This window comes from Streptomyces sp. NPDC002324 (assembly GCF_053593335.1).
The window spans coordinates 42,076-54,966 of sequence record NZ_JBSFCF010000007.1; the positions used below are offsets into that span (position 1 = coordinate 42,076).

8 protein-coding genes and 1 pseudogene are annotated in these 12,891 nt (G+C 73.8%); 2 read left to right on the forward strand and 7 right to left on the reverse strand.

Translation table 11 applies throughout. The features are described from left to right. Position 1 precedes the first annotated feature (1 nt). The 3 genes from ACWCRJ_RS12325 to ACWCRJ_RS12335 all read right to left on the reverse strand — a co-directional run bounded on the left by ACWCRJ_RS12325 (position 2) and on the right by ACWCRJ_RS12335 (position 3,360). The gene (locus ACWCRJ_RS12325) at positions 2-2,239 is read right to left on the reverse strand and encodes an NHLP family bacteriocin export ABC transporter peptidase/permease/ATPase subunit (protein WP_450939222.1); all 2,238 of its coding nucleotides are present in this window, start codon (positions 2,237-2,239) and stop codon (positions 2-4) included. Then, the gene (locus ACWCRJ_RS12330; protein ID WP_450939223.1) at positions 2,236-3,042 is read right to left on the reverse strand and encodes an HlyD family efflux transporter periplasmic adaptor subunit; all 807 of its coding nucleotides are present in this window, start codon (positions 3,040-3,042) and stop codon (positions 2,236-2,238) included. The genes ACWCRJ_RS12325 and ACWCRJ_RS12330 overlap by 4 nt, the downstream gene beginning before the upstream one ends. 102 nt (positions 3,043-3,144) lie before the next feature. After that, positions 3,145-3,360 (reverse strand): hypothetical protein, encoded by a 216-nt coding sequence (locus ACWCRJ_RS12335; RefSeq protein WP_005484006.1) that lies wholly within the window; start codon positions 3,358-3,360, stop codon positions 3,145-3,147. A 773-nt stretch (positions 3,361-4,133) separates the two neighbouring features. Here ACWCRJ_RS12335 and ACWCRJ_RS12340 point away from each other — a divergent pair. Continuing rightward, the gene (locus ACWCRJ_RS12340) at positions 4,134-5,594 is read left to right on the forward strand and encodes a S1 family peptidase (RefSeq protein ID WP_450939224.1); all 1,461 of its coding nucleotides are present in this window, start codon (positions 4,134-4,136) and stop codon (positions 5,592-5,594) included. A 213-nt stretch (positions 5,595-5,807) separates the two neighbouring features. Here ACWCRJ_RS12340 and ACWCRJ_RS12345 read toward each other — a convergent pair whose 3' ends face one another. Then, positions 5,808-7,952 (reverse strand): SpoIIE family protein phosphatase, encoded by a 2,145-nt coding sequence (locus ACWCRJ_RS12345; protein ID WP_450939225.1) that lies wholly within the window; start codon positions 7,950-7,952, stop codon positions 5,808-5,810. A 301-nt stretch (positions 7,953-8,253) separates the two neighbouring features. Between ACWCRJ_RS12345 and ACWCRJ_RS12350 the strand changes: the two are divergent. Further along, a pseudogene (locus tag ACWCRJ_RS12350) lies at positions 8,254-8,754 on the forward strand (LuxR C-terminal-related transcriptional regulator); the annotation flags it as partial. On the opposite strand, the gene ACWCRJ_RS12355 reads toward ACWCRJ_RS12350, so the two are convergent. From ACWCRJ_RS12355 to ACWCRJ_RS12365, 3 genes are all read right to left on the reverse strand, one after another. Continuing rightward, entirely contained in the window at positions 8,677-10,641 is a 1,965-nt protein-coding gene (locus ACWCRJ_RS12355) for an ATP-binding cassette domain-containing protein (protein WP_450939226.1), read from the reverse strand. The pseudogene ACWCRJ_RS12350 and the gene ACWCRJ_RS12355 overlap by 78 nt on opposite strands. Further along, the gene (locus tag ACWCRJ_RS12360) at positions 10,641-12,452 is read right to left on the reverse strand and encodes an ATP-binding cassette domain-containing protein (protein WP_450939227.1); all 1,812 of its coding nucleotides are present in this window, start codon (positions 12,450-12,452) and stop codon (positions 10,641-10,643) included. Before ACWCRJ_RS12360 ends, ACWCRJ_RS12355 begins: the two co-directional genes overlap by 1 nt. A 243-nt stretch (positions 12,453-12,695) precedes the next feature. After that, entirely contained in the window at positions 12,696-12,812 is a 117-nt protein-coding gene (locus ACWCRJ_RS12365; RefSeq protein ID WP_005483995.1) for a SapB/AmfS family lanthipeptide, read from the reverse strand. Positions 12,813-12,891 lie beyond the last annotated feature (79 nt).

Consider the following 12,891-nt stretch of genomic DNA (forward strand, 5'->3'; position numbering starts at 1 on the left):
CTCATCGCTCCCTGACCAGCTGGGCGTACGCGCCGCCGCGTGCCAGCAGTTCCTCGTGCCGGCCCCGCTCCACGATCGTGCCGTGCCGCAGGACGACGATCTCGTCGCTGTCGCGGACCGTGCTGAGGCGATGGGCGATCACCACACAGGCGCAGCCGCGCTTGCGCAGGCTGTCCATGACGGTCAGCTCGGTCTCCGCGTCGAGCGCGCTGGTCACCTCGTCGAGGATCAGGATGCTGGGCCTGCGGACCAACGCCCGCGCGATCTCCAGCCGTTGGCGCTGACCGCCCGAGAAGTTCCGGCCGTCCTGCTCGACCCTGCTGTGGATGCCGCCCGGACGGCGGGTCACCACGTCGTACAGGGCCGCGTCCCGCAGCGCCTCCACCACGGCCTCGTCCGGGATCGAGGGGTCCCACAGGGCCACGTTGTCGCGGACCGTGCCCTCGAAGAGGAAGACCTCCTGGTCGACGAAGGAGACCGAGGCGGCCAGCGCTCCCCTTGGGATGTCCTCCAGGCGCCGGCCGTCGATCCGGATCACCCCGTCCCAGGGGGTGTACAGGCCGGAGATCAGCCGGGACACCGTCGACTTGCCGCTGCCCGAGCCGCCGACCAGCGCCACCTGCTGACCGGGGCCGACGGTGAGGTCGAAGCCGGTGAGCAGGGGTTTGTCGAGGGGGCTGTAGCCGAAGGTGATGTTCTCCAGCTCCACATGGCCCTGCAGCCTGCGGGTGGACCCGGTGGCGTCCGGGCGGGCGTACAGCGGGTCGGCCCGGAAGTTCTCGACGTCCTTGAGGCGGGCCACGTCCGCCGCGAAGTCCTGGATGCGGCCCGCGACGCCGTTGAGGCGGGTGATCGGCGCGGTGAACCGGGTGACCAGCGCCTGGAAGGCCACCAGCAGGCCGACGGAGATATGGCCCTCGACCGCTCGCATGCCGCCGATCCAGAGGATGAGCGCGCTGTTGAGCGTGGCGAGGGTCGGGGCGACGACCCCCAGCCAGGCGCTCGGCACGCCGAGCCGCTGCTGCTCCTCCAGCGTGGTGGCGTGCTGCCCGGCCCACTTGCGGAAGTAGCCCTCCTCGCCGCCGGTCGCCTTCATCGTCTCGATCAGCTGCAGACCGGTGTACGCCGTGTTGGTGAGCCGGGCGTTGTCGGCGCGCAGCTTCGCCGTACGGGTAGCGCGCAGCCGGATCACCACCCGCATCGCCACCACGTTCAGCAGCGCCACCGCGATGCCGACGAAGGTGAGCTGCGGATCGTAGGTGTAGAGGAGTACGGCGTAGAGGACGACGACGACCGCGTCCACACCGGCGGCGGCGAGGTCGCGGGCCAGGGTCTCGGCGACCGCGTCGTTGGACTGCAGCCGCTGGACGAGGTCGGCGGGGCTGCGCTGCGAGAAGAACGTGACGGGCAGCCGCAGCAGGTGGCGCAGGAAGCGGGCGCTGGACAGGGTGGAGGAGATCAGACGGCCGCGCAGCAGGTTGGCCTGTTGCAGCCAGGTCAGCAGGACCGTCAGCAGCACGCACGCGCCCATCGACCCGAACAGCACACCCAGCAGGGAGGTCTGGCCGCCGATCAGGAACATGTCGATGTAGGTGCGGCTCAGCGCGGGCACCGCGGCGCCGACCGCCACCAGCAGCAGGCTGGCGAGGACGGCGGCGGGCAGGGTGCCGGCGGTGCCGCGCATCCGGGCGGGCATGGCGCCGAGGACACCGGGTCTGCGGCCGCCCTCGGCGAAGTCGTCGCCCGGCTCCATCACCAGGACGACCCCGGTGAAGGAGGCGTCGAACTCCTCCATGGGCACGAACCGGCGCCCCTTGCCCGGGTCGTTGATGTGCACACCGCGCCGGCCGAGGCGGCGCCCCATGCCGTCGTAGACGACGTAGTGGTTGAACTCCCAGAAGAGGATCGCCGGCGCCCGCACCTCGGCGAGGGCGGCCACGTCCATCTGCATGCCCTTGGCCGTCAGACCGTGACTGCGCGCCGCCTTCAGGACGTTGCTGGCACGGGAGCCGTCACGGGAGACACCGCAGGCGATGCGCAGTTCCTCCAGCGGGACGTGCCGGCCGTAGTGGCCGAGGACCATGGCGAGGGAGGCGGCGCCGCACTCCACGGCCTCCATCTGCAGGACGGTCGGGGTGCGCACGGCCCGCTGCCCGCCCTTGGGTGTCGGGGGCTTGCGCGGGGCGGCCTTGCGTCTGCCGCGCGTCGACGGCCGGGCGGTGTCCTCGGTCGCGGTCACGGGAGCAGCCAATCGATCGGACGCTCGTCGGCCAGCCGGATCGAACCCGTGGCCATGGTCATGGAGGTCAGCTCGAACGGCGGCCCGTCCTGCGAGGACCACTCGTAGCCCGACTCCGTCGAGGCCTTCCGGTCCAGCCGTACGGTGACGGCCACCGGCCGGCCCTTCGCGGTGAACTGCTCGCCCAGCCGGCTGTCCCCGAGGAACGCGCCGATCGACTGCGGGGTCTGCGCGGTGCGGTCCACCTTCGTCACATGGCCGCGCAGTACGCCGTACCGGCGGGTGGGCGCCGACGGCACGGTCAGGTCCACGGGGGCGTCCTCGGGGATCGAGGCGGCGTTCTCGGCGGGGACGTACACCGTCGCGTACAGCGGGTCGTCGGCGTCGGCGACCTTCTCGATCGCCGCGACGTCGTCGCCGGTCCGGATGATCCGGCCGATCGTCGCGGCGAGCGCGGAGACCCGGCCGGCAGCGACGGACCGTACGACGGTCTCGCCGCCGGCGGTGGCGACCTTGACGACGGGGGCTCTGGCGGGCAGTCGCTCGCCCTGTCGCGCGAGCACGGCGGTGACCTGGCCGGCCACCGGGCTCTGCAGGATGTAGCTGCCCTGCCCGTGGGTGAGGACGGCCGGGGCGCCGACCGTGGAGGCGACGGAACCCGTGACGGCCCACACGGACGCGGCGGCCATGGCGACCACCGTCACGGACAGCACCAGCCAGCCCTGCGGGCGGGCGAAACGCACCGGCAGGTCGAGTTCCTCCGGTGACTGGAGCTTGGCGAGGGCCTGTTGGCGGAACTGCACGGGACTTCCCTCACCTGCGCGACTCGGGAGGAGGACGTTCGGGCACCGGAGAGTCCCGGAACCTGTCAGATGGTTCCGGGACTCAGCGGCACAGGGGCTCGATCAGAGACCGGCGACCAGGCTCGTGACCGGGGCGGTGTTCAGACCGGTGACACCCTCGACGGTGCCGACGGCCGTGTTCACCAGGCCGGAGACCGGAGCGACGCCGTCCACCAGGCCGGTGACGGTGCCGACGGCGTTGACGGACAGGCCACCGGAAACGGCGTCGAGGGCGGCGTCCGAGATCTCGGCGGTCTCGACCTGGGGGGTGGAGTTCATGGGGGAACTTCCCTTCGTATAGCTCTTCATAGGGGGGAGCGGCCCCCTTCTGGGGACAGAACGACGGCCGCGCACGGGGATGCCCGCTCTCGTCTCCGAGAGTCCGGCGGCCCCCGCGGTGCGATGGATCAAAGCAGATCGCCGCCGCGCATCTCCAATCAACATGGCCCTTCACCAGCGCACTTGGTGACCATGACGGTTTATCCGTGCAGGGCCGCGCACGTGTTGGGGGCAGCTTCTTCACACGGAACCCGGCATCGTCATAGGTCGTTCATCGCCGGCCGGAAAGCGAAATGGACAGTCCCGCCCCAAAGGCACGGCACACGTGCCGGCCCTGTGCAGAACCGTCGTCGACCGTGACCCCGCCGAGTATTCGGTGTGGAGATTCACCGAAGCCGGTTTCCGGTACGACGCCGACGACGGACGGCCACCGGCCGATCGCCGAATGTGCCTGGCCGTGCGGCCGGCCGCCCCGCCCGCGACGGATCGCGAAAGTGCGTCCGAGGAGGGTCGGAAGGGGCGGAGGAGGACCGGAGGAGGGTCGCGGCCGTCGCCGCGGAGGGGCTCCGCGGCCCCCGACGCACCCGAGCGTGCGGGAAGTCGTGACATGGCGGGCGAACTGGGGGCGTAGCGCGCTTTGCGAAATGGAAGACCGGAATCTTTTTGCGGAGCGTTGAACACCCCACCGGAACCATCCGTACCAACTGGCAACCAGGCGCCCCCAGTTCACCCGCAAGACGGCGGTACGGACCCCGTCCCCAGGAGGTCAAGAGTTGAGTCACAAACGAGCCACCAAGCGTAAGGCGTTCATAGCCACAGGCGGCGTGGCGGCGCTCGGCGCGGCAGCCCTCATCCTGCCCAACGCGATGGCGTCCCAGACGGAGTCGAAGGACGCCGCCCCGAAGACGCTCGCCGCGAGTGACGCCTCGGACCTCGCCTCCCAGCTCCGGGAGGCACTCGGTGACGCGTTCGCAGGCGCGTACTACGACTCGGCCGAGAAGCAGCTCATCATCAACGTCATCGACGGCCTCCAGATCGACGGCGACGACAACAACGTGATCATCCAGGCCCAGTCGGCCGGTGCGGAGGTCCGTGAGGTCGAGAACAGCTGGTCCGAGCTGCAGAAGGGCGCGGCGACGCTGAAGGCGAAGGCCAGCGTCCCCGGCACCGCCTGGGCCATCGATCCCCGTACGAACAAGATCCAGGTCACCGCCGACTCCACGGTCACGGGCGAGAACTGGGACACCATCGAGTCGGCCACCAAGTCGCTCGGCACGGGCATGGCGACCATCAAGAAGTCCGCCGGCACCTTCAAGACGTTCCTGGAGGGCGGCGACGCCATCTTCGGCGGCGGCGCGCGCTGCTCGGCCGGCTTCAACGTCGTCAACGCCGAAGGCGCCCCGGCCTTCCTGACCGCCGGTCACTGCGGTGTCGTCGAGGCCGAGTGGTCCGAGGAGGAGGGCGGCGCCCCGATCGCCACGGTCGACGCCGCGACCGCCACCTTCCCCGGTGCCGGTGACTTCGCCCTGGTCAACTACAACGACCCGGCGACCCAGGCGGCCAGCACGGTCGACCTCGGCAACGGCCAGACGGTCGACATCAACGCGGCCGGCGAGGCCGAGGTCGGCCTCCAGGTCTTCCGCATGGGCAGCACCACCGGTCTCGCCGACGGCCAGGTCACCGGTCTCGAAGCCACGGTGAACTACCCCGAGGGCACGGTCACCGGTCTCATCCAGACCGACGTCTGCGCCGAGCCCGGCGACAGCGGCGGCTCGCTGTTCACCGAGGACGGCCAGGCCATCGGCCTGACCTCCGGTGGCAGCGGCGACTGCACGGTCGGCGGTGAGACCTTCTTCCAGCCGGTCACCACCGCCCTCGCGGCGGTCGGCGCGACCCTCGGCGACGCGGGCGCGGGCGCCGGTGAGGAAGCTGCCGGCGGTGCCGGTGACGCCGCGGGTGCCGGCGAGCAGGCCGACGGCGGTGCCGCCGCCGGTGCCGGTCAGGAAGAGGGCGCCGCAGCCGCGGGCGCTGGCGAGGAAGAGGGTGCCGCCGCCGCGGGCGCGGGCCAGGAAGAGGGTGCCGCCGCGGCCGGTGCGGGCGAGGAGCAGGGCGCCGTGGGCGGTGCCGATGACGCCGGCGCCGCGGCCGGTGCCGGTGACGACGCCGGAGCGGGCCAGCAGCACGACCAGGGCGCCGAGCAGCAGGGCGCCGAGCAGCAGGGCGTCCGGCAGTAGGCGGACACCACCCCACACGTGGACGACGGCCCGGACTCAGCGGCCACTGACCCCCGGCCCGTCACCCCACGACCCACCTGCCGGCCCCACCCCAGCGGTGCGGCCGGCAGGTGGAACGGTCCGGCCCTCCGGCGGGAGGGCCGGACCGCTTTCGTCCGTGAGGACCGCTTTCATCCGTACTGCGGAGACACCCGACCCGCGGCACACGGACGGTCACCCGGCGGTGCCCGTGGCCCGCAGCAACAGCAGGGCCACGTCGTCCGCCCGCTCCTCCGCCGCCTCCGTCTCCCGCACGAGCCGGTCGGCGAGCCATTCCAGGGGCCGCTCCCCGGCCGTCGACAGCCGCTCCCCGAGAGCCGCCAGCGCGTCCTCGATGTCCACCCCGGGCGACTCGATCAGCCCGTCGGTGTACAGGACCAGCTCCGACCCCGGTGTCAGCGCCACCTCGGTCGTCGGATACGTCGCCGCCGCGTCGATGCCGAGCAGCGGACCACCCGCGAGGTCCAGCACCCGCACCTTCCCGTCCGGCCTGCGCAGCAAGGGCGGCGGATGCCCCGCCCGCGCCATGACGGCCGTCCCGTGCTCCGGGTCGAGCCGTAGATACAGACAGCTCGCGAACAGCTCCGAACCCAGGTCGATCAGCAGCCGGTTGGTACTGCTCATCACCTCCTCCGGTGACTGCCCGACGGTCGTGTACGCGCGGACCGCCGTACGGATCTGCCCCATCAGGCCCGCCGCCGTCACGTTGTGCCCCTGCACGTCCCCGATCACGGCGGAGGCCCGCCCGTGCGAGAGGACCAGGTCGAAGAAGTCGCCGCCGATGTCCATGCCCCGGGTGGCGGGCAGATAGCGGGAGGCGGCCTCGATCCCCGGGATCGACGGCAGCGAGTGCGGCAGCAGCGCCTGCTGCAGACCGTGCGCGAGCTGGTGCTTGGCGTCGTACAGCAGCGCCCGCTCCAGGGCCTGGGCGATCAGACCGCTGAGGCTGGTCAGCACCGCGCGCTCGTCGGCGGGGAAGGGGTGCGGCTCCGCGTACCCGAGCACCCAGGTGCCCACCGGCCGGCCCGAGGCGATCAGCGGGATGTACGCCCAGGCGCTCAGCCCGTCCGGGGTGTCCTGCCGCACCGGGTACAGGTGCTCCAGCTGCTGCCGGGACTCGAAGAAGGCCGGCACCCCGGTGGTCAGGGCGTGCGCCCCGGGCATCGGCGCGGTGAGCGGAGTGCCGTCGAAGCGCTCCACGAGGTGCGGGTCGGCGTAGCCGCGATGGCCGAGCACATGCAGCCGCCCGGCACGCGAGCCGTACATCACGAGGGCCTGACCGCCGATGGCCGGGACGATCTCGTCGGCGACCAGTTCCACCACGTCCTGCACGCCCACCGCCTCGGTGAGCGCGCTCGCCAGCGCCAGCACGTGGTGGATGGTCACCAGGCGGCCCGGCCCGTCGCCCTCCACCCGCGCGGCGTGCTCGGCCTCGGCGACCGCGCGGGCCCGCGAGATCCGTACGCTCAGCCCGTTCGTCCCCGGGTACAGCCGGAACGACAGCCAGTCGCTCGGTGGTCTGAGCGCCACGAACGACGTCACGTGCTGGCTCATCAGCGCCGCCCGGTACCGGTCCTCGTACGCCGGATCGTTGAGCCACGGCACCGACACCCACAGCTGGGTGCCCAGCAGACCGCTCACCGGGATGCCGAGCAGCTCGGCGGTGGCCGCGTTGGCGAAGGTGATCCGCCCGTGCAGGTCGAGCGCGCACATGCCGTACGGCAGCCGCGCCACCATCCGCGCCGCCTCCACCGTGCCGAGCGTCCCCGCGACCATGGTCGCCGACGGCGCCGACAGGTCCGGCTCCGGCAGCACCGGGCGGCCCTCCTCCTCCGCGCGCCGCAGCCGCTTGGCGAGCCGGTCGCAGGCCGAGGTCAGCTGGTCGCGCTCGCGTTCGCTCAGCTCCGGCGGGTGGGAGCCGGGCCAGGTGAGGAAGACGGCGCCGTAGGTGGTGTCGCGGGTCGCCACCGGCAGCGCGGCCAGGGCGAACGGATAGGGCAGGACCACGGCGATCCGGGGATAGCGGCGGGCCATCTGCTCCTCGCCGCTGACCCACACCAGCCGCTGTCCCCGCACCGCCTCGGAGACGGGGACGGGGGCGCTCAGCCCGACCCGCTCCCACGGCGCGGCGAACGACCTCGGCAGCCCCGCCATGACCGCCATCTCCAGGACCGGCTCGTCCGGCGCCAGCAGATACACCGCCCCGGAGTGGGCCCCGACGTCGTCCATCATCGAGGCCAGTGCCAGGGAGAGCAGCGGATGGCCGACACGGGCCGTCTCCATGGTCGTCCGCCCCGCGGACGCATGGACGTCGGACATGCCCACCACCTCCTCGCACGGCCGCGCGACGGTTCCAGGGTCCAGGCTCCTCCTAGGGGGCCGCCCACGCACGGCGAGCGCCCGCCCCGAGAACCGCCGTACCCCCTCCCGCCCGGCCCATGCCCCCTCGCCTGATGCGCGCGCTCGCGCACGGGCGCCGTGAGTGCGCCCCCACGCCCCCCGATGGCTGGTTCTCCGTGCCCTGGCGTGTGGTCGGGGACGCCGACAATGGGCACGCGCTTGGGGCGGAGGACATCGGTGGGCCGGGAGGCGGAGGGCGAACGTGATCGGGGTACTGCTCGTGCACGACGAATGTCTGGTCAGGTCGGTCCTCGCGGAGTGGCTGCGCCAGGAACCCGACCTGGTGGTGTACGACGCGTCCTGGCGCGCGGCGCCGGGCCGTGTCCGGTCCCTGCGGCCGGACGTCTGCGCGGCGGACCTGGACTGCGCCGACGCGGTCGGCATCCCGCCCCTCGGCGATCTGCGCGGCGCGGGCGGCCCCGCCCCCGGGCTGCTGGTCCTGGCCCACGCGGGCAGACCCGGCCTGCTGAAACGCGCGGCGGAGGCCGGGGCCCTCGGGTACGTGGACAAGAAGGGCTCGCCCCGGCGGCTGGTGTCGGCGATACGCGAGGTCGCCCGAGGGCGACGCTTCGTCGACGACTCCCTCGGCTTCGGGTTCCTCAAGGCCGCCGAGATGCCGTTCACGCGCCGCGAGCTGAGCGTGTTATCCCTGGCCGCCGAGGGTGCCTCGGTGGCCGAGATCGCCGGCAGCCTGCACCTTTCGCACGGGACCGTGCGCAACTACATGGCCGCCATCACCCGTAAGACCGGGGCGCGCAACAGGATCGACGCCATCCGGATCTCGCAGGGGGAGGGCTGGCTCTGACCAGCGCCCGCCGCGCGGGTGCGGCGGAGCCGGTACGGGGGACCAGGCGCCGACCAGGTCCCGGTAGAGCGGCGAGCGGGCCAGCAGCTCGCCGTGCTCCCCGTGGGCGACGGACCGCCCGTCCATGACCAGCACCCGGTCGGCGCGGCGGGCCGAGCTGACGCGATGGGCGACCACCACGAGGGTCGTGCCCGGCCGCCGGGCGAAGGCCCGTTCCGCGCGCTCCTCCGCCTCCGGGTCCAGGTGACAGGTCGCCTCGTCGAGGATCACGACCGGCGCCGGCGACAGGTACGCCCGGCCCAGCGCGATGAGCTGCCGCTCCCCGGCGGACAGCGCGCGCGGGTCGACCTCGGCGGCCGGACCGCCCAGCCGGACCATCACCTCGGTGAGCCCCACGGCCTCCGCGGCGCCCCACAGCTCCTCCTCGGGCACGGGTTTCGGCCGCAGTTCGCCGAGGTTTTCGGCGAGGGATCCCCCGAAGACGTACGCCTCCTGCGGAATGAGCACCCGATGTGCATGCGCTGTGGCGCCGGGTACCGGCTCCCCGCACAAGCGGACGGTGCCGTGCCGGGGGCGCAGGAGGCCCGCGGCGAGCCCCGTGAGGGTGGACTTGCCGATGCCGCTGGGGCCGACGACGGCCAGGTGCGTGCCCTGGGCGATGTGGAGGCTGAGGTCGTCGATGACGGGGGTGGCGGAGGAGCCGTAGGCGAAGGTGACCGAGGAGAGGGAGAGGGCGGGAGCGCCGCCGGGAGCGGACGGGGTGGGGAGGGGCGAGGTGGCCGGCGGGTCGGGAGGGTGAGGCGGGTCGCCCGGCGGGAGCAGGCGGCGCAGTACCACCACGAGCCGGGAGCCGCTGGTGCCGAGGCCGTGGACCAGGTTCTGGAGGGCGGGCAGGAGGGACTGGGTGACGTAGGCGAGGGCGCCGATCAGGGAGCCCGCGGTGACGCCCCGGGCCACGAGCCAGGGTGTGGTGGCCAGCAGCAGGACGACGGGCAGATGGCCGCCGATCGCGAGGGCGGCGACGCGGACGACGCCCCAGCGGGCCAGCGCGCGGGCGGCCCGGTGCTCGGCGTCGACGCGACGGCCGGTGTCTGCGGCGACGATGTCCTCCGCGCCGGCCGCCGTGATGTCGCGCAGCCCGGGGCAGACGTCGCCGAGCCGGTCGGCGAGCGCCTCGTCGGCGACGAGGAAGGTCTCCTGCCGTCGGGCCAGCGGCCTGAGCGTCGCCAGGAAGAGGGCCACGCCCGCGACCAGCGGGGGCGCCACCACGAGCAGCAGCGGCGGCGCCAGCGAGAAGAGTCCGACGAGCGCCCCGGCGGCGGTGAACAGGAACGAGCGCGACACCATCACCAGCCCGGCGAAGGTGTCCCGGGCGATCTCCACCTGCTGGGTGAGCCCGGACAGGGCCCCGCCGTCCGCCTCCCGCACCCCCCGCCCGACCACCCCGCGCACCAGCCGGTCCCGCAACGGCTCCACCAGCCCCGCCACACCCCCGTACACCCGCCCGGTCCCGAACGCCCCGACCAGCACCGCCCCCGCCCCGACCCCGAGCCACCCCAGCCCGACGCCCGCGCGCCCGGCCAGGAACCCCTCGTCGAGGGCCCGCGCCAGCGCGTACCCCGTCAGAAACGTCTGCACCGTCTCCAGCACGGACCACAGCACCAGCGTGACGACGACCCGCGCCCGGCGCCGGAGAAAGCGGAAGCCGCGACGGGGGAGGCCGGGTGGAGGGATCGGTTGTCCCGACCGGCCGGGTCCGGTGGCCGGCCGGTCGGTCGGTCGACGTTCGTCCCGGTCGCCCATCACGAACCGCCGTACGGGGGTATGTCGTCCTCGGCGGCCTTCGCCCCGCCCGCGCCGGACGAGGCGGAGACGCCCTCCTCGCCCCCCTCTGCGAACAGCTCCCGGTACGCCGCCGTCCGCCACAACGTGGCGTGGGGCCCCACCGCCCGGACCCTCCCCCCGTCCAGCCATGCCACCGTGTCCGCGCGGGCGGCCGTGGTGGCGCGGTGGGCGACGATCAGGCGGCTGCCGCCGGTGGGGCGCAGCAGCGCGGCGGTGATGTGCTGCTCGGTGACGGTGTCGAGGCTGGAGAGGGCGTCGTCGAGCACGAGGAGCCGGCTGTCGCGGGCGAACGCCCGGGCGAGACCGAGGCGTTGGACCTCCCCGCCCGACAGGGGGGCGTCGGCGCACGGGGTGGCGTAGCCGTCGGGGAGGCGCCGGACGAAGGCGTCGGCGTGCGCGGCGCGGGCCGCTTCCCGGACGCGGGCGGGGGAGGGCCGGGGGACACCGAAGGCGATGGTGTCCTCCACGGACTCGCCCAGCAGGGCCGGGCGTTCGAAGGCGTGGGTGATCGCCCGGCGCAGCTCCCGGCGGTCCAGTTCGGGCAGGGGCACCCCGTCGAGCCGTACCTCTCCCTCGTCCGGGTCCGTGAGCCGCCCCGCGACGGCCGCGAGCAGCGACTTGCCCGCTCCGGACCGGCCCACGACGGCCAGCGTGGTCCCGCCCGGTACGACGAGATCGACCCCGTCCAGCACGGTGCGCCCCCCGCGGCGGACGGTCACGGAGCGCAGTTCCAGCCGCCCCTCGGGGGCGCCCCGCCCCGGCGGCGGGAGCAGCCGTTCGCCGTACGCGGTCGGGGGCTCGGTCAGGATCTCGGCGAGCCGGTCCGACCCCGCCCGGGCGCGGACGAGGCCCGAGACATGGCCGACCAGGACGCCGATGCCGGCGGCCAGCACCGCGTAGCGGGACGCGGCGAGCAACTCGCCCACGGACAGACGGTCCCGGGTCATCAGGACGCCCGCGGTGGCCACGACGGAGAGCTGCAGCAGGGGTGCCACGGCGGCCGCTCGCGCGGCGGCCCGGCCCTGGACCCGCCACATCCGGTGCCCTGCGCGGGAGAGTTCGGGCAGGGGGCGAAGGACGCGGGCGACGGTCCGGTCGGCGATGCCCGCGGCGGCGATCGTGCGGTGTCCGGCGACGGCCTCGGCCAGGCCGCCCGCGACACGCCCCTGGGCCCGCTGATAACGCGCGACGCAGTCGGAGGAGTCCCGGGCGAGCGCGCGCAGCAGCAGCGCGAGCAGCGGCGCTCCGACCAGGAACACCACCGCGAGGGACGGGTCGATCAGGCCCAGGGCCACCACCGCGCCCAACGGCCCGACGAGCGCCGCGAGAAGCGCGGCGACGGTGGCGGGCGCCGTTCCCGCCTGGGCCGCGTTCCCGACGAGCCGGGCCACCAGGTCCCCCGGCCCGAACCGGCCGACGGCCCGTGGTCCCACCGCCAGTACGTGTCCGATCGTGCGGTGGCGGAGCCAGGCGGTGGACCGGGCGTTCGTGGTCCCGGCGAGGACGGTCTCGACCGCGTCCAGGGCGGCGACGGCGAGAACCAGCCCGGCGCACCACAGCACCCGGCGCGAGGCGCCCGGGTCGCCGGCCAGCAGCAGATCCAGGGCCCGCCCGAGGGCGAGCGGCAGCGACAGGTTCGCCCCCGTCGCGGTCATGGACACGAGTGCCAGGACCGCACCACGGGGGCCGGAGTGCCGGACAATGGAGCGCGGCAGGGAGAGGGACGCGGCGGCCGGGCCGGGGGCGCCGGCTTCGGAGAAGGTCGTCATACCCGTCCTGACGTGGGATGACCGGGTGACCGGGATGACCGGACGAAGGGGCGGAGGGACGAAGGGGGCGAAGGGGCGGAGACGGAGGTCGCACCACCGCCGTGTGACAGTGACGCGGAGGTGAGTGAGCCCCGGACGGCCCCTCCCCAGGCAGGGGAGAGGAACCGTCCGGAGCCGTCGGCGCGGCTCAGCCGCCGTGCCGGTCCGACGGACGCCCGGGAGCACCCGGACGCCCCGGCCGGGTCAGAGGCAGAGCGTGATGCTGGCCGCGCTCACACAGGACAGGACGCTCAGGGAGCTGGGCCCGCCGGTGCCGGTCGTCTCGTCGGCTTCCATCGTCTGCAGGTCGAGGAGTGCCATGTCGATTCCTTTCGGTCGTGGCCCGCTCAGGGGCCTTGGGGACGGGGGTGTTGCGTCACGACTCCGCCGGGTGGCGGAA